Source organism: Flavobacterium sp. ACN2 (assembly GCF_002303885.1).
In the GTDB taxonomy this organism is placed as follows: Bacteria; Bacteroidota; Bacteroidia; order Flavobacteriales; family Flavobacteriaceae; genus Flavobacterium.
On record NZ_MRCM01000013.1, the window covers coordinates 128,310 to 147,089 of the forward strand.

Consider the following 18,780-nt stretch of genomic DNA (forward strand, 5'->3'; position numbering starts at 1 on the left):
AGCACTTAACTTAATTCAATAATAAAAATATAAGCCATGAGACTAGTATTAACCTTTAAAACCAAATAGAAGAATAAGAATACCACAAAACATGACAAAAAACGAGAGTATAGATTGATGATTAGTCCCAAATTTATCATTTGTATTTAAGATTAATTTTTAGAATTATAAATAAATATCAATCACTGCTATTTACTAATGATTATGAATGAATCAGTAATAGTAATATTTATCTATAGAATGTAATTTGAGTTTATTTCCAATCGACCGCGGGGTTCCAATCTGCAGTTGAGCGAAACCCAGAAGATTTTAAAAGCTTCTGTGGCCCAATTATTTATTTTCTATTAACTAATATTTATTAACTATGAAACATTATTACAGATTGCTCTTTTTGTTATTGTTTCCCTTACTAGCGTTGGCTCAACCAGCTCACGGAAAAAAAGTAGTGGGGTATTATGCGCAATGGTCTATCTATGCTAGGGATTTTAATGTTCCTAAAATTGATGGAAGTAAAATAACGCATTTAAATTATTCTTTTTATGGCACAACTTATGATCCTGCCCATCCAGAGAATACCAAATTAAAATGTTTAGATACTTATGCTGATTATGAGCATATGGAAGGTGGCATTCCGTGGGATGCTCCAGTAAAAGGAAACTTTTATGATTTAATGAAATTAAAAGAAAAGTATCCGCATTTAAAAATTTTAATTTCTGTTGGAGGCTGGACAAAAGGACAAGATCTTTCTCCAATTGCTGCAAGTCCTGTAGCAAGGGCAGCTTTAGCAGCAGATATGGCAAACTTTATTACTACTTATCCTTTTATTGACGGTTTTGATATCGATTGGGAATATCCTCTTTCGGGTGGAACTGACGGTACAGAAATAGTAAATGGTGCGCCTGTTCCTCCGCAAAAATACAGTCCAGACGATAATAAAAATTTAGTGCTTTTATTGAAAGCAATGCGTCAGGCAATGCCAAATAAATTGGTTACCATTGCTGCTGGAAACAATGTTAGAAACGTTGCTAAACAGTATTTAGGGCCAAACAACAGAGCGCAGTATGGCATGAGCGAAGATATTTCGACTTACTGTGATTATATTACCTATTTCGGATATGATTTTGGAGGAAACTGGTATGATAAAACCTGCTATAATGCTCCTTTATATGCAAGTGGGAACACTAATGATCCGTTGTATGGCGCAACGCAATCAGAATCATTAGACGAATTAACCAATCAATATCTAAACGTAATTGGTTTTCCTGCGAATAAATTAATCATGGGATTGCCTTTCTACGGAAAAAAATTCGATAACGTTGCTGCAAATTCGACAAATGGATTATTTGTTTCAGCACCAAGATATATCGTTCCCGGATGTACAAATCCGCAAAACCCAACCGGAACATGGGATGGTTCAGGAGCTTGTGAAAAATCTGGAAGTATCGAAATCTGTGATTTAGTTGGAAATCCAGTTACCAATTCGCATGCTTATTTAGATCCAAATACGATGATGGTAACGCCATCTGCGGCTTCGGCAGGATGGGTACGTTATTTTGATAATACTACAAAAGTTCCTTATTTATATAATGCTACTAGAAAAGAGTTTATTTCTTATGAAGATAAACAGTCAATGGACTTAAAAGTGCAGTATATAAAATCGAAAAACTTAGCAGGAGGTATGATTTGGGAATTATCTCAAGATACCAGAGGTGCAATTCCTAATTCATTATTAAACCAAGTGGATGCTTCTTTCGGCAGTGTTGTTCCAGGAACAGTAAGTATTTCTGGTTCTGTAAAAAACGGATCGACTTTGGTTACCAATGTTACTGTCGAATTGCGTAATGCATCTAATGTCGTTATCCAGACAGTAGTTTCTCAAACAGGAAACTTTGCATTCAATAATTTAACTTCAGGACAAAACTATTCGCTTACAGCATTAAAAGCGAGTTATACCTTTGTTCCAGTATCGTTAAATAATGTAACGGTAAATCAGACGGCAGTTGTAATTAACGGAACACAGCCAACCTATACCGTAAGCGGAACAATTGTAGACGGAAGTGGTCCCGTTTCTGGTGTAACCGTTTCAGCAGTTTCAGGAAGCACAACTTTAACAGCAGTTTCAAATGCAAGTGGCGCTTACAGCGTTGCAGGTTTAACAGCAGGTTTAAACTTCACGGTTACAGCTTCAAAATCTGGATTTTCTTATACTCCAGCTTCAACAGTTTACAATGCAATTGATGCCAACAAGACGTTGAATTTCACTCAAGGCGTAGCAGTTGTAACATACACTGTAAGCGGAACAGTTCTTAACGGAAGTACAGCAGTTTCTGGCGTAACGATTACAGCAGCTTCTACAGCAGGAAATGTTACGGCAACAACTAATTCAACTGGGGCATATTCATTAACTTTAGCTTCTGGCGGAAATTATACTGTAACTGCAGCTTTAACAGGACAGACATTTACACCGGCGTCGACAGTTTATTCTAATTTGAATGCCAATAAAACATTAAACTTTGCTCAGGATGTTGTAACGACTTCAAGTAAAATTAGCGGAACAGTTAAAAACGGAACAACTCCAGTTTCAGGAGCCAAAGTAGAATTGGTTTTACCTTGGACAGATAATGCACATCCGTGGAAAAGTGTTCTGGCAACAACAGATGCACAAGGAAAATACAGTTTTGATAATTCTGTTATAGACGGTTATACAACCATTACAAGTTTAAAACTAAATACTTGGTCAAACGGAGAAGTTAATTATTATCCAAATAATCTAGCCAACTTTGCAGTTCCTGCAAGTCCAACAACGTACAACTTCAATACAAGTTCAACGGCTAGAGTAGCATTAGCTGCAGCTACAAACTTAATCAGCGGAACGGTGAAAAACGGTTCAACGCCTGTGGCAAATGCAAAAGTAGAAATTGTTTTACCATGGACAGATAACACGCACAACTGGAAAAGCGTTCTGGCAACAACAGATGCATCAGGAAATTACGCTTTTGATGATTCAGTTGTAGCGGGTTATACACAAATTTTAAGTTTGAAATTAAATTCATGGCAAAATGGAGAAGTAGCTTATTATCCAAATAATCTAGCAAACTTTGCTGTTCCAACAGCGCCAACAGTTTATAATTTCAATACACAAACAACGGTTGTAACTAAGCCAGTGGTTGCTATTACAGCACCAACAGCTTCGGCGATTGCTATAAATTTAGGTTCGGCAATTAACTTTGTTGCCAGTGTTGGATTAAGCGCTACAGATGCCACTACAATTTCATCTGTTGTATTTAGTTTAGACGGACAAAGCATAAGCGCTACAAATTCTTCAGGAACTTATACAGCGGTTTGGACACCAGTAGCAAATCAGTTTGGAGTTTCTCATACATTAACTGTTACAGCTACGGCTTCAAACGGAACAACAGATTCAAAAACATATACTTTTACATTAAATTGTTCGGGTGCAAACTGTCCAAATTCATTGCCTGTAATCACTTGGAATTCACCATCAAATACTACGGTATACCAAAGCTCTTTCCAAGTTGTGCCAATTTCAGTTACAGCTGTCGATAGTGACGGATCAGTTTCTGGTGTTACAATTACCATAAATGGAGGCACGTTTAACATGACAGCTGGTACAAATAATACGTACACGTATAATTTTACGCCAACTGCATATCAAGATTATCCAATTGTAATTAAAGCAACCGATAATAAAGCTGCTGTAACGACATTAAACAATACTATTAAAATTGCTACTATAAGCGGTAATAGATTTATACCGCTTCCATCTAAAATTATTTTAGGATACGCGCATTCTTGGGAAAATACTGCTGCTCCATTTTTATATTTCTCTCAAATGGTCGGAAGTAAATTTAACGTAGTGGATTATTCTTTCGTAGAAACCGTTAATCGCGATGGTTATACACCAATATTAACAACAAACGATGCGAGATATTTGACCAATGGTGTTTTCAATAAGCAATTGCTGAAAAACGATATAAAAGCCTTAAGAGATAGCGGAGTTCCTGTTATTGTTTCTATTGGAGGTCAAAATGGTCATGTTGTTTTAGATAATGTAACTCAGAAAAATATTTTTGTTAATGGTCTAAAAGCAATTATCGACGAGTATCAATTTGATGGAGTTGATATTGATTTTGAAGGCGGATCGATGAATTTTAGTGCAGGAGGTTTAAGAGATATTTCTTATGCGGGTATTTCGGCTTATCCAAGATTGAAAAACGTAGTAGATGCTTTCAAAGAATTAAAAGCATACTATGGGCCTGGATTTTTATTGACTGCAGCTCCCGAAACACAATATGTACAAGGAGGATATACTACTTACACAGATACTTTTGGTTCGTTCTTACCAATTATTCAAAACTTACGCAACGAGTTAGATTTGCTAGCGGTACAATTGTATAACACAGGAGGAGAAAACGGATTAGATGGTCAATATTATGGTACGGCTAAGAAATCCAACATGGTTACAGCCTTAACTGATATGATCATAAAAGGGTATAACATTGCTTCAACAGGAATGCATTTTGATGGATTGCCAGCTTCAAAAGTTCTTATTGCATTACCAGCTTGTCCGAGTGCAGCAGGTAGCGGTTATTTAACTCCAACAGAAGGAATTAACGCTATGGATTATTTAAGAAACGGAACCAATTTCTCAGGAAGAACATACACTATGCAACCAGGCGGACCATATCCTTCTTTAAGAGGTTTAATGACTTGGTCTGTAAACTGGGATGCTTCTTCTTGCGGTAATTCATCAGAATTGTCGAAAGCATATGCAGCTTATTTTGCATCGCAAGCCACAGCAAAAACATTAGTTCTTGAAGATATTTCAGCAGAAAGCAATACGACTGTTGCCTATTTTAGAAACAATACTTTATCGGTATCTAATGAAACAGAAGACATTGCTCAGGTTGATGTATTCAATACCATAGGACAAACTGTTACAAGTTCTAGAAATATTCAAAACAACAAAGAAGTATTGCTTCATAGTCCAAGTTTTGCTAGTAGACAAATTTTTGTCGTGATCGTAACAGATAAATCTGGACATAAAAAGTCATTGAAAGTAATGAACTTTTTAAACTAAAAAAAGAATTGAAAATTTAGAAATAAAAAACGGGACGGTTAAAATTGAGTTTGGTTATTTATGTTTTAATCTATTTTATTTCTAAAAAATGCCACTTTAGGTAATTTGTTATTTGGTTTTTGCCTAAAGATGCGCATTATGAACCTGGTAGTTTTACTGCCAGGTTTTTTTATTCATAATTATAACTTTGATAAATATGTCTTTTTCTAATATAAAAAAGACATTTTAGGTTATATCTTCTTTCTTTGTCTGGATATTTTTGCAGAAATTTTTGCTTATGAAATCTGCTTCTATTGTCAAATATGTATTGTTTATAATTAGTTCATCTATATTGATTGGAGCTGCATATATTTATCTTGATAAAAAAGCTTTTTCCGAAAGAGCAATTATGTCAGAAGGAACTGTAATAGGATCATCTGTATCTATATCTAGTGGTAAGGAATATTATCATCCAGTAATTACCTTTAAAACGAATAAAGAAAAAAACATCAAATTTATTGCATCTGCCAGTGGACACTCTCCCATTTATGGCGTAGGAGAAAGCGTGGAAATTATATATGATCCAGCATATCCCGAAGAAGCCATGATCAAACAGTATTTTTCAGTGACAGCAATTCCCATTTTGCTGATTTGTGTTAGCGTTCTTTCCTTTTTTACGCTTTTTATTTTTTCTTTTAGTCACAAGAAAGCAAAATATATTTTTGAAAACGGAACTCGTATTATTACACAATTTGATTCTATCAAACGAACACGAACTCATATAATAAAAGGAAGATTACTCTGTCAGATTTGTACTACTTATCGAGATCCTAATACAGATAAAGTAAGAGTTTTTAAAAGCGCTAAAATTTTAATGGATCCAACAGGTTTTATTAAAAGCAAAAACATTACAGTTATATTACATCCCGAAAATCCAAAAAAATATTTAATGGATATTTCATTTTTAACTTAGTACTTAATTTTATAATTTAAACTTTTAAAAATGTTTTAATTTTGCTCCTGATAGCTATCGGAATTGCGGTTAAAAAACTTTCACTATTTTTGAGACCAAATACAATTGTTTCAGAATCCATGCAGAAATTCATTAGCTTAATTGCACTACTCTTTATTTTTACAATAAGTACAGCTCAAAATAAATTCGGAAATCCAGAAGCTGATCCTTTACAAATTCAGAAAACTTACGAGCAATGGTCGGTTTATAATAAAGGAATTATGCTTTCGAGAGATTTCACTGCACTTGATTCATCTTCAAAAGAAATCTCAAAAGAAGCTTTTTTAGATCAGCTGGCAAATGGAAATTTCATTCCAGTTCGATTGAAATCAGAAGCGAATATGTATGTTTATAAGCTATTCAAAATTCAGCCAAAAACAGATTCAAGCATAAAAGCCACCATCAATCAAATTGGTTTTGATGCTTATAAAAACTACAAAATGGAGGGAACAGCTTTTCCAAAATTTTCATTTAAAGATTTAGACGGAAATCTGGTTAGCAACGAATCCACGAAAGGAAAAATGATTGTGATAAAATGCTGGTACATTCATTGCACGCCTTGCATTAGAGAATTTCCTCAGGTCAATAAATTGGTTGAAGAATACCAAGACAGAAAAGACATTGTTTTTATGAGTTTAGCCGAAGATTCAGCAGAGCAATTAAAAACATTTTTAGCCAGAAAACCATTGTCTTATTCTGTAATTCCAGACATGAAAGTCTATATGAATGAATCGTTGCAATTGAATTCATTCCCAACACATTTTATCATAAACAAAGAAGGAATGATTGCTAAAGTGCTTCCAAATTTTGAGAGTTTAGAAGTGGCGCTTGCTAAAGAAAGTAAGTTATAAGTTTTAATTAATCTCGCAATCCCGATAGCTATCGGGAGCGAAGTCGCAAAGTTTTATGGCAAAGTAACCTCATTTTGTCATTTCTGACAAGATTGCGTGACGATTAAACAGCATTAAACAAAACTCTGCGCCTTAGCGACTCTGCGAGAACCTCTCATCACCAGCATAAAAACCTTAGCACCTTAGTATCTTTGCAACTTAGAACCTTTTTCACTACTTTTGCACGAAATTAATTAAAAAGACATTCATGTTAACAGTCAATAATTTATCAGTTCAATTTGGCAAACGAATTTTGTTTGACGAAGTAAATACCACATTCACTCACGGAAATATTTACGGCGTTATTGGAGCCAACGGTGCTGGAAAATCTACATTTCTTAAAATTATCTCAGGTGATATGGACCCAACTTCGGGACATATTCATTTGGAGCCAGGAAAACGTATGTCGGTTTTAACGCAAAACCATAACTTGTTCGATGAGCATACTGTTTTGGAAACCGTTTTAATGGGAAATAAAGTTCTGTACGCTGTTAAAAAAGAAATGGATGAACTTTATTTAGATTACAACGATAAAAATGCTGATAGAATAGGGGAGTTACAAGTTCAGTTTGAAGAAATGAACGGATGGAATGCCGATTCTGATGCTGCAGCGATGTTATCTAACTTAGGAATCACAGAAGCAGATCATTATACTTTAATGTCTGATATGGAAGGAAAAATGAAAGTACGTGTGCTTTTGGCACAAGCACTTTTTGGAAATCCTGATGTACTGATTATGGATGAGCCTACCAACGATTTGGATTTCGAGACAATCGCTTGGTTAGAAAATTTCTTAGCAAACTACGAAAACACTGTAATCGTTGTATCCCACGACCGTCACTTTTTAGATGCGGTTTGTACACATATCTCTGATATTGATTTCGGAAAAATCAATCACTACTCAGGAAACTATACGTTCTGGTACGAGTCTAGCCAATTAGCGGCAAAACAACGCGCACAGCAAAACAAAAAAGCAGAAGAGAAGAAACAAGAGTTGGAAGAATTTATTCGTCGTTTTAGTGCAAACGTGGCGAAATCGAAACAAGCAACTTCTCGTAAAAAAATGATTTCGAAATTAAATATTTCTGAAATTAAACCTTCAAGCCGTCGTTATCCAGCGATTATCTTCGATCAGGATCGTGAGGCAGGAGATCAAATCTTAAATGTAGAAAACTTGTCTGCTTCTGTAGACGGAGAAGTTTTGTTTAAAGATATTAACCTGAATATGGCAAAAGGCGACAAAATCGTTCTTTTCTCTAAAGATTCACGTGCAACAACTGCTTTCTACGAAATCTTAAACAACGAACAAAAAGCTGACGCTGGAACTTTCGATTGGGGAATTACAACCAACCAAGCGTATTTGCCAGCTGAAAATCACAAATATTTCGAAAACGATTTGAGTTTAGTAGACTGGTTGCGTCAGTACGCTAAAACAGAAGAAGAGCGTGATGAGGTATTTATTAGAGGTTTCTTAGGAAAAATGATTTTCTCTGGAGAAGAAGCTCTTAAAACGTCTAGAGTTTTATCTGGAGGAGAAAAAGTACGTTGTATGTTGTCTAGAATGATGATGGAGCGTGCAAACGTTTTAATGCTTGATGAGCCAACAAACCACTTAGATTTGGAGTCTATTACAGCTTTCAATAACTCATTGAAAAACTTTAAAGGTTCTGTAATTTTCACAACGCATGACCACGAGTTCGCGCAAACTGTTGGTAACAGAATCGTAGAATTGACACCAAACGGAGTTATCGACCGTTACATGACATTTGACGAATATCTTGATGATGAAAAAATTCAGGAACAAAGAAAAAAGATGTACAATCTTTAATTTTTGAAATTCCAATAAATTGTAAATTCCAATAATTGAAATTCCAAATTCCAAATTCCAAACTTTGACTTTACAACTTTGTCAAAGTTTAAAACTTTGACAAAGTTTGGCAACCATAAAAAAAATCCCAAATTCCGATAAACTTGGAATTTGGGATTTTTTAATTTGTTTATTACTACTATTTGCTGCCGAACATTTTAGCGAAAATCCAGATAATAATCGCAATAATAAAAATTACGATAAAAATCCCGAATCCCATTCCGGCTTTAAAAATGTCTCCAATAACTTCACAGCTTGTAAATGAAAACAGTATTACGAATACCATTAACAATCTTAGTATTTTATTTTGCATGATTCTGATATTTTAAATTGATACTTAAAATTACTTCAGGAATAGGCAAAATGTGTTATAGAATTTTTTGGAAATGTTTTAGGATTTGGATTTTATAATTTTTATTTCTAAAGTGACAAGCCAAATAATTACTGCTATTTCCACTAGAAAGTAAATAATTCCAAAAATAGAAATGCTTTCATAATTGTGGATTAAAATTCCAAATGTTAGGATGCAATAAAGAATATTAGCTGTATAAATTATTTTTAAAAACGATTTCCAATTTTGCTTGACTAAAGAATAACAACTGATTGAATAAACGAAAAATGTGCATGAAATAATTGAAAGGTATTCGAATATATCTTTAGATAAACCGAAAAAATCATTGAAATTTCTAAGAACAAAAAAGAGTAGAATAGTTGTAAGCAAAGCTCCAAAACCATCTACAAGAAATATGTTTTTAGGTTTTTTTAGAAAATTTTTAAGTATCACTGGACTATAACTTTAAGATATTTGCTAATACCCATATATTTTAGAAAGTTCTCTGCTAAATTCTTTTTCCCAGTATTCTGGTACTTCGAAACTAATTACTTTTGTAATTTTGTGCTGTTTCACATTTTTATTTGGAAGATTTTCAGCAAATGAAACAATTTCATCGAGGTCAACAGGAATTCTTGATAATTTTGCAATTTGTGAACCAATTAAGTCTTGAAGTAAATGAACTGCTCCCTCGTATTTTGAAGGAACATGTACGAATCTGATTCTTTCTTCAAAATTGACAATATATTCTAAGTAGTCTTTAATTAACTTAGTGACATGATGAATTTCATCTAAATCGCCTGGCTCTCCTGGTTTTCCCCAACTTTTTGTGAGTCGATCTAACAAGCCAACAGCTGGTGCTGACATTTTTCTTAATTCTGTAATTTTTTCCCCAATCCATTCGGATGCTTGATCTGATTTTATACTTTCAAATTGCCTTAAATATAATCCTTCTTTTAAATCGTCAAGTTTTCTAAAAAGAGGTTTGTTTAAAAACCTCATAAGTTCAGCTGTTAATCTGTATTCCCAACCCAAAGGTTTATCAATAATAATTCTTTTTACCAGAGGAGGGTATTCGTCAAAATCTTTAAGGATAAAAATTTGTTCTTTTAGTAGAATTTGGTCAGTATTATTTCCTAATGAGGAAGAAATAAATTCCTCATGTTTTTCTCTCCATACAAATAAAATATTAGCCGAATATCTCAATTCATCAGAATCAATAAGTTTATGACAATTTCTACATAACCAAATCGAATTAGTAATTTCTGACCTTGCATAATCAGTCATTTTGCTGTTAAATCTTTTAGAACCAGTTCTTGCTCCAAAAATATGAGCAGCTTCACCAATTTTTATTGATTTTTCAGGGTCTGAATTTGGACCGATTGTGTTTACTCTGCAATCTGGATTAGAACATTTATAACCAGCTCTTTTTGCTAAAGTATCAACTGTGGTTTTATTAAAATCTGGATTCATTAATTAATATTTTTAATTAAAAAATTTAATAGTAAAAGTAAGTTTTTTATTTATGTGGACTTTGAAAAAAAGTTTCATTTATTTCAAAAAACATTTCTCTATTCAACACCCCAACAAATAAAATCAGATTCCGTATATTTGTGCAACCAAACATTACAATCACTTATGAGTCAAAAAGTATTACTTAATTCGAAAGAAGTTACTATCATACTCCATCGTTTGGCTTGTCAGTTAATCGAAAAACATCTTGATTTCTCTGAAACTATTTTAGTGGGAATTCAGCCAAGAGGCGTTTTTTTAGCTGAACGTTTAAAACAAATATTAGAAAACGAATACAAGGTTCCTGAAATTTCTTTAGGATATCTGGACATCACTTTTTTTAGAGATGATTTCCGTCGTACTGATAAACCGCTTGAAGCCAATAAGACCCAAATCAATTTTATAGTCGAAGACAAAAAAGTCATTTTTATCGATGACGTTTTGTTTACAGGAAGAAGCATTCGTTCGGCGTTAACTGCCATTCAATCTTTTGGAAGACCTTCAGAAATTGAATTATTGGTTTTAATAGACAGACGTTTCAGTCGTCATTTACCAATTCAGCCCGATTATAGAGGTCGTCAGGTAGATGCTATTAATGGTGAAAAAGTAATTGTAAGCTGGAAAGAAAATGATGGTGAAGATGTTGTTCACCTAGTGACAAATTAGTTTAATCGGTTAACCGGTTAATTGTTTAATCGGAAAAGCCAATGATTAAACAATTAGAGAATTTAAAAAAGTTGAACCGTTAAATCGGTTAACTGTTTAATCGGAAAGAAAGCGATTAAACGATTAAACAAATAAACAATTAAACAGAAAGATGAAAGAATTAAGCGTAAATCATTTATTAGGAATTAAATATATCAACGAGAATGATATTAACCTGATTTTTGAAACGGCAGATCATTTTAAAGAAGTCATTAATAGACCGATTAAAAAAGTTCCTTCATTACGAGATATTACCATTGCCAATATTTTCTTCGAAAACAGTACCAGAACCAAACTCTCTTTCGAATTAGCGCAGAAACGTTTATCTGCTGATGTAATCAGTTTTTCTGCAGCTCAGTCATCGGTTAAAAAAGGCGAGACCTTGATTGATACTGTAAATAATATCCTTTCGATGAAAGTTGATATGGTTGTAATGCGCCACTCCAATCCCGGAGCGGCTTATTTTTTATCTAAAAATGTCAAAGCCAGTATCGTAAACGCCGGAGACGGAGCACACGAGCATCCAACTCAGGCTTTGTTAGATAGTTATTCTATCAGAGAAAAATTGGGCGATGTTGCTGGAAAAAAAGTTGTTATTGTAGGCGATATTCTGCATTCGAGAGTAGCCTTGTCCAACATATATGCTTTGCAGATGCAAGGCGCAGAAGTAAAAGTTTGCGGACCAAAAACGCTTATTCCGAGATATATTGAATCGCTTGGTGTTACCGTTGAGCCGAATTTGCGTAAAGCGCTAGAATGGTGTGACGTTGCGAATATGCTTCGTGTGCAAAACGAACGTATGGATGTGAATTTCTTCCCATCGACACGGGAGTACGCACAACAATATGGAGTGGATAAACCGCTTTTGGATTCGCTAGGAAAAGAAATCGTAATCATGCACCCGGGACCAATCAATAGAGGAGTAGAAATTACTTCTGAAGTGGCAGATTCTGATCATTCGGTAATCTTGAATCAGGTGGAGAATGGTGTTGCGATTAGAATGGCGGTTATTTATTTGCTGGCTTCTAAGATACAGTAGTTTTTTTTAGTAATTAGTGATTAGTAATTAGTGATTAGTAATTAGTGTTCAGTTTTAGTATTCAGTCTCGGTCTCGGTTTTCAGTTTTGAAATAAGTGTTGCATTGAATGAAGTGTTTTTTTTAACGAAATATGCTTTGCGAATGTGGGCTTTGACTCCACTCAGCCTGACACGTGAAACCTGAAACCTCAAACTTTAAACTTAAACTTGAAACAACAAAAAAACTTACTAAATTAGCATCATAAAATACAAGCCCCACAAATTATAAAAATGAAAGTAGATCAAAAAGGACATACGGTTACGATTAAAGATACTCAAGGAGATGTAAATGCTTTCTTGGAAAAAGTGACGCAACAGTTTAAAACCTTTGAAAAACAAAATATTATAATCGATTTATCAGCTGATGCAGCAATTACAGAAAAAGATTTGAAAGCTTTTTTACCACTTTCTAAGCTTCATAAAAAAGCAAAAAAATCTTTTGTTATAGTTGCAAGCGATCTTGATTTTAATGCTATTTCAGATAAATTAGCGGTGGTTCCTTCACTTTTGGAAGCACATGATATTATCGAAATGGAAGAAATCGAAAGAGACCTGGGGTTTTAATTTTAGATTTCTGATTTTAGATTTTAGATTTTTGAATGCTAAATCTAAAATGTTTTGTCAATCTAAAATCTACATTCTAAAATCTAAAATCAAAAATGAAGTTAACCATACTTGGCTGTTATGCCGCAACTCCGAGAACACTTACTAATCCGACTTCGCAGGTTCTAGAAATTAAAAACCGATTGTTTTTAATTGATTGTGGAGAGGGAACTCAAGTTCAGCTTCGAAAGAATAAGATTAAATTCTCAAAAATAAATCACATTTTTATTTCCCATCTTCACGGCGATCACTTGTACGGATTAATTGGGACGATTTCTACTTTTTCTCTTTTGGGAAGAACAACCGATTTACATGTTTATGGCCCAAAAGGAATTAAAGAATTAATTCTTCTTCAGTTAAAATTGACGGAATCTTGGACAACTTATTCTTTGTTTTTTCACGAATTAGAATCAAAAGAAAGTGAAGTTATTTTTGAAGATAAAAAGGTTATTGTAAAAACGATTCCGTTAAAGCATCGTGTTTATACCAATGGCTTTCTGTTTCAAGAAAAACCAGATGAAAGAAAACTAGATATTGAAGGGGTTCAGCGTTATGATATTCATGTGGCTTATTATCAGAAAATCAAAAATGGAAGTGATATCACACTTGATGATGGAACTGTAGTCGAAAATAAAAAATTGACTTTTGATCCGCCACCAACAAAAAGTTATGCCTTCTGTTCTGATACGGTTTACAACGAAGAGATCATTCCGATTATAGAGAATACGGATATTTTATATCATGAGTCTACGTTTCTGGAATCTGAAGCAAGACTGGCAGAAAAAACCTTGCATTCTACTGCAAAAGAAGCAGCCAATATTGCATTGAAAGCCAATGTAAAACAATTAATTTTAGGTCATTATTCAACACGTTACGACGGAATTGAGCGTTTTAAAGAAGAAGCCGAAACGGTTTTCCCAAATGTGCTTTTGGGAGATGATGGACGTAGTTTTGAGTTTTAACTAAAAAAGGTTCTAAGGTTCTGAGATGCTGAGGTTCTAAGGGACTAAGTTTGTATGTGGTTGTTTCAGGTTTAACATTTCACGTTTGTCAGGCTGAGCGAAGTCGAAGCCCACGTTTGCAAATCAAGTTCTGTTTATAAAAGCATTTCGACTTCGCTCAGTGTGACAGTCAAATATTCAGATTCCATGAACCTGAAACCTGAAACTTGAAACAATAATCTAAAATCAACAATCTAAAATCTAAAATCAACAATCTAAAAATCATAAATCATAAGTCATGAACGATTTAAGTAATTATAGAAAATCTTACGAGAAAAGCGAATTATTAGAAAGTACTATTCCCGAAGATCCAATTAATCTTTTTAACCGATGGTTTCATGAGGTGGAAGATTTTGGCGGAAGCGGAGAGGTGAATGCCATGACGGTTTCGACAATTGGATTGGACGGCTTTCCAAAGGCTCGCGTGGTTTTATTGAAGAAATTTTCGGAAGAAGGGTTTATCTTTTATACCAATTACAATTCCGAAAAAGGAAAAGCAATAGAAGCAAACCCAAATGTTTGTCTGTCTTTTTTTTGGCAGGAAGCAGAACGTCAGGTAATCATTAAAGGAATAGCTCAGAAAACATCTGAGATTATTTCAGATAATTATTTTGATTCTCGTCCTGATGGAAGTAAGCTTGGAGCGATTGTTTCGAAGCAAAGTGAAGTGATTCCGTCCAGAACTTTTTTAGAAGAAAACTTAAAAAAACTAGAAACTGAATTTGAAGGAAAAGCAATTCCCAGACCCGAAAATTGGGGTGGTTATATTGTGACTCCATTACAAGTTGAATTTTGGCAGGGAAGACCCAACAGGCTTCATGATAGAATTCGCTACACGAGCCAGTCAGATTTTTCTTGGAAGATTGAAAGGTTATCTTCTTAAAAGTAGTTTTACGTAAGAATTTTATATAATAAATAAAAAAATAAATGCATTTCATCGATTAATTTTGCACTTTAACGGTAAATTGAATACGTTTGGTATACAATAATACGAACGATATTTATTCAAAGATAAATTTAAAGGATTTGCCCCAACATTTACTTTAAACCGCTAAAATGCTGATGATTATGAAAAAGATTATGCGCACCATGTTGTTCATTGCGATTCTTGTCGCAATGAACGCATGTTCTGCTGACTCCGCTGAAGCTGGCTTGGAAACTACTACTCCAACAGAAACACTTGTTGCAAATTACACATACAACGATACCGAAATAGAGACGATGAGATTAATAAACGAATACCGTTTGAGTATTGGTTTAAATTCTCTGGAAAGAATTAATCATATATCTTATAAATGTGAAGAGCATAATAAATATATGATTCAGAATAATGTTGTAGATCATAACGATTTTGTTGCTAGGTCTACTAATATGACTAATGTATTGGGAGCTAAAAGAGTAGGAGAGAATGTTGCCTACAATTATAAAACTCCAGAGGCCGCTGTAAGGGCTTGGCTTGATAGTCCAGGGCACAAAGAAAATATAGTTGGCGATTATACTCATTTTGGGTTATCTGTAACCACAGATGCAGCTACAGGAAAAAAATACTACACTAACATATTTGTGAAGCTTTAAAAATATATTGAACAGGTTGGTTTTTTAGAAGTCGTTGTGATTCATAGAATTGCAACGACTTTTTAAATTAAAAAAAGCTGCCTTTATGGTAGCTTTTTTTGTTTATCTGTTTTTTTAGGTTATAAAGCCGTAATAATAAATTCGCTTCGTCTGTTTGCCTGATGTTCTGCTTCAGTGCATGGAACACCGTCTGCGCATTTATTAACCAGTTCTGTTTCGCCATAGCCTTTTCCTGTTAGTCGGTTAGGCGCTATTCCGTTTTTAATGAGCCACTGGATGGTCGATTTTGCTCTTCGGTCAGATAACGCTTCGTTGTACTGGTGCGAAGCTCTGCTGTCTGTGTGCGAGCGGATATCCAGCTTCATGCTTGGATTATCGTTTAAGACAACGAGTATTTTTTCCAGATCAAGCGCCGCTTCGGTTCTAATGTTAGATTTATCCAAATCAAAATAAATCATTTTGATTCCGAAGCATTTTCCCAAATCATCGCCCACAGTAACCTTGCAGGTTGATTTTTCAAGTGCAATCGGAAGATTGGTCTTGCCGCTTGTTTTATCTATGGTTATGGTTACTTCTTTTGTAGCGAATTCAGGTTTTTCTGCTCTTACGAAATAGGTTTTTCCGCATTCAACATCAAAAGTGTACATTCCGGAACCGTCTGCAGCGGCAGAGTTTTTAAGGTTCATCTGGTCATCATACAGAGTGACTTTTGCTCCTGGAAGCGCAAGCCCTGTTTCTGCATGTGATATTATTCCGTACAGCTGCTGGATGCATTTAAGCCTTCTGGTTTCTAAGAATCTATAGATATCATCAGAGCCCTGTCCGCCATCTTTGTTGGAAGTGAAAAACCCTCTTCTGGTTTCAGGATCAATGATGTACGCAAAGTCATCTTTTGGAGAATTGACATCTGCCCCGACATTCTGAATGTTGCTTACTTTTCCGCTATTGTCAATATTGGCCACAAAAACATCCAATCCTCCGAGACCCGGATGCCCGTCAGACGCAAAATAAATCTCGTTTTCAGAAGTTAAGTAGGGATACGTTTCTTTTCCTTCCGTATTAATCGTGTTTCCAAGATTTTGCGGAGGGCCAAAGCCGCCATTTGAATTTATTGTTACTTTATACAAATCGGATTCGCCGAAAGATCCCGGCATATCGGAAGCAAAATAAAGCGTTTTTTCATCTGGACTTAAAGCCGGATGGCCTGTGCTGTAATTATTGCTGTTGAAAGGAAGCTCTGCAATGTTGGTCCATTTGCCGTCTTTTCCCAGTTCTGCTTTATAAAGCTTGATTAAAGTGACTCTGCTTTCGTCCTTTCCTTTCTTGCCGCCAATATAGTTGTTTCTGGTAAAATAGACTGTTTTTCCGTCTTTGGTGAAGACAGGAGAAGCTTCGTGAAATTTGGTATTAATAGCCGATTTAAATTTATTCACTTTTGATGCGGTTCCCGTTGCGGGATCCAGATCAGCATTATAAATATTGGTGAAATATTCTCCTGTCCATTTGTGTTTGCGCTGTACAAAATTTCCCGTATCCCGTGCAGATGCAAAGTAGATTTTGCTGTTGTACACAAACGACCCGTAATCGGAGTATTTGCTGTTAATGCCCGCATCTTCTATCTGATACCTCCCAGAATTTGCTTTTATCTGGTCCAGATAGTTTGCATCTTCTCTGTAGAGCTTTCCTCTGCTGTCATTTTTTGATACGGCATTGAATTCTTCCAGAAGCCTATTGGCTTTGGCGATATCTCCAGCCGATTTTAATGATTGCGCGTATCTAAAAAAGTACTCCGGCTCAGGATTTGGATTCATGGCAAATAATTCGCCGTACCATTTTGCCGCGTTCTGAAAATCTGAATTAAAATAATAGGCATTTCCCAGTTTTTTAAACATGTCTTCAGATCTGTAGCCTTTGGCCGCAACTTTTTCATAAGTCTTTATTGCATCGACATAGGCGTAGCTGTCATATTTTTTGTCTGCAGCATTTATTTTTGCCTGCTGGGCATAGCTGCCGAATGAAAAAGCGCCTATGATTGCAGCGAAAAGTAGTGTATAGTTTTTCATGATGCCTTATTTTTAGAAGAAACGAGGGGTTGTCATTTTGCCTTTGTTTGAGAAGAATTCATAACGCAGGAATATCTCATGCGAACCTGAATTGTAATTGTTCAATTTGGTGGTTTCCCGATCATAGCCATACCCTAAGTAAAGTCCGTCTGTGATCTGAAACCCAACCATAGCACTTAATGAAGCGCTCCATCTGTAAGCTGCACCAATCATAAATTTATCGTAGAACATAAAATTCGCAGATACATCTACTTGCAATGGTGCCCCTTGAACCATTTTGGTTAAAATGGCGGGTTTAAATTTTATATACTGATATTTGTCAAGATCGAATACGTAGCCTCCAATTAAGTAGTAATTGATTCTGTCTTTATAAATTGCCACATCATTATCGTCGTAACGGTTTGTTTCAATAAAGTTAGGAACAGACAGACCAATATATGCTTTGTCAGAATGCCAGTAGACTCCAGCTCCAACGTTTGGAGAGAACTTGCTGTTTAAATCCTGAAATTGGGGATCGCCCTGATCTGCAGGATTTAATTTGTTTACATCTAAATTGAAGATATTTGCCGTTCCTTTAATACCAAACGAAAGCTTAAAATCTGCAGAGGTCTGAATGGTATAAGACAGATCGACTGAGATGTTGTTTTCATTTGTAGGGCCAATTTTGTCATTGACTAATGAAGCTCCAATGCCTAATCTGCTATTGTTTATTGGTGTATTGATTGAGAAGCTGCTTGTCTCTGGCGCTCCATCAAGACCAACCCATTGGGTGCGGTAAAGGCCAAATACACTGAATACTCCACGGGAACCTGCATAGGCAGGATTTATGGCTATTGTATTGTACATATACTGTGTGTACTGCGCATCTTGCTGTGCATACCCTGAACATGTAACTAACAGAATGACGAAGAAAAATAATTTTGTTCTCATAGTAGATTTTATTAATTTAATAATTACTATTGACTATTTAAATCATTGTTTTTTAATTAATTATGTTTTGGAATTAATCAAAAAAATATAGATTTTTTAATACGCTGCAAATATTTATTTGCAGCGTATTCTA

Annotated in this window: 14 protein-coding genes; 10 read left to right on the plus strand and 4 right to left on the minus strand. The window is 34.9% G+C overall.

What is annotated here, in order from left to right; translation table 11 throughout:
- Positions 1-364 precede the first annotated feature (364 nt).
- The 4 genes from chiA to BSF41_RS16155 all read left to right on the plus strand — a co-directional run bounded on the left by chiA (position 365) and on the right by BSF41_RS16155 (position 8,810).
- The gene (gene chiA / locus BSF41_RS16140; RefSeq protein WP_095930529.1) at positions 365-5,101 is read left to right on the plus strand and encodes a T9SS-translocated chitinase ChiA; all 4,737 of its coding nucleotides are present in this window, start codon (positions 365-367) and stop codon (positions 5,099-5,101) included.
- Between the two features lie 277 nt (positions 5,102-5,378).
- On the plus strand, positions 5,379-6,053 hold the full coding sequence (locus BSF41_RS16145; RefSeq protein WP_095930530.1) for a DUF3592 domain-containing protein: 675 nt from the start codon (positions 5,379-5,381) through the stop codon (positions 6,051-6,053).
- Positions 6,054-6,094: 41 nt separating this feature from the next.
- On the plus strand, positions 6,095-6,943 hold the full coding sequence (locus tag BSF41_RS16150) for a TlpA disulfide reductase family protein (protein WP_253251846.1): 849 nt from the start codon (positions 6,095-6,097) through the stop codon (positions 6,941-6,943).
- A 247-nt stretch (positions 6,944-7,190) separates the two neighbouring features.
- Entirely contained in the window at positions 7,191-8,810 is a 1,620-nt protein-coding gene (locus BSF41_RS16155) for an ABC-F family ATP-binding cassette domain-containing protein (RefSeq protein WP_095930532.1), read from the plus strand.
- 178 nt (positions 8,811-8,988) lie between these two features.
- Here BSF41_RS16155 and BSF41_RS23790 read toward each other — a convergent pair whose 3' ends face one another.
- Together BSF41_RS23790 and BSF41_RS16165 are read right to left on the minus strand one after the other, a co-directional pair.
- Positions 8,989-9,162, minus strand: a complete 174-nt coding sequence (locus tag BSF41_RS23790) for a hypothetical protein (RefSeq protein ID WP_008468862.1) — start codon at positions 9,160-9,162, stop codon at positions 8,989-8,991.
- Positions 9,163-9,657: 495 nt separating this feature from the next.
- Positions 9,658-10,653 carry a hypothetical protein gene (locus BSF41_RS16165; RefSeq protein ID WP_095930534.1) on the minus strand — a complete coding sequence of 332 codons (996 nt, stop codon included), beginning with the start codon at positions 10,651-10,653 and terminating at the stop codon, positions 9,658-9,660.
- Between the two features lie 165 nt (positions 10,654-10,818).
- Here BSF41_RS16165 and pyrR point away from each other — a divergent pair, with 165 nt between their 5' ends.
- The 6 genes from pyrR (at position 10,819) to BSF41_RS16195 (ending at position 15,654) form a co-directional block, all read left to right on the plus strand.
- Entirely contained in the window at positions 10,819-11,358 is a 540-nt protein-coding gene (pyrR, locus tag BSF41_RS16170; protein ID WP_008468864.1) for a bifunctional pyr operon transcriptional regulator/uracil phosphoribosyltransferase PyrR, read from the plus strand.
- Between the two features lie 151 nt (positions 11,359-11,509).
- On the plus strand, positions 11,510-12,436 hold the full coding sequence (locus BSF41_RS16175; RefSeq protein WP_029273654.1) for an aspartate carbamoyltransferase catalytic subunit: 927 nt from the start codon (positions 11,510-11,512) through the stop codon (positions 12,434-12,436).
- A gap of 270 nt (positions 12,437-12,706) precedes the next feature.
- Entirely contained in the window at positions 12,707-13,039 is a 333-nt protein-coding gene (locus BSF41_RS16180) for a ribonuclease Z (RefSeq protein WP_095930535.1), read from the plus strand.
- Positions 13,040-13,134: 95 nt separating this feature from the next.
- A complete protein-coding gene (locus BSF41_RS16185; protein ID WP_095930536.1) occupies positions 13,135-14,040 on the plus strand; it encodes a ribonuclease Z in 906 nt (301 codons plus the stop codon).
- A gap of 277 nt (positions 14,041-14,317) precedes the next feature.
- A complete protein-coding gene (gene pdxH, locus BSF41_RS16190; RefSeq protein ID WP_095930537.1) occupies positions 14,318-14,962 on the plus strand; it encodes a pyridoxamine 5'-phosphate oxidase in 645 nt (214 codons plus the stop codon).
- A gap of 185 nt (positions 14,963-15,147) precedes the next feature.
- On the plus strand, positions 15,148-15,654 hold the full coding sequence (locus tag BSF41_RS16195) for a CAP domain-containing protein (RefSeq protein WP_172426927.1): 507 nt from the start codon (positions 15,148-15,150) through the stop codon (positions 15,652-15,654).
- A 119-nt stretch (positions 15,655-15,773) separates the two neighbouring features.
- On the opposite strand, the gene BSF41_RS16200 is transcribed toward BSF41_RS16195, so the two are convergent.
- Both BSF41_RS16200 and BSF41_RS16205 read right to left on the minus strand, forming a co-directional pair.
- Positions 15,774-17,717, minus strand: a complete 1,944-nt coding sequence (locus BSF41_RS16200; protein WP_095930538.1) for an OmpA family protein — start codon at positions 17,715-17,717, stop codon at positions 15,774-15,776.
- 12 nt (positions 17,718-17,729) lie between these two features.
- Positions 17,730-18,647 (minus strand): type IX secretion system membrane protein PorP/SprF, encoded by a 918-nt coding sequence (locus BSF41_RS16205; protein WP_095930539.1) that lies wholly within the window; start codon positions 18,645-18,647, stop codon positions 17,730-17,732.
- Between the last annotated feature and the right edge of the window lie 133 nt (positions 18,648-18,780).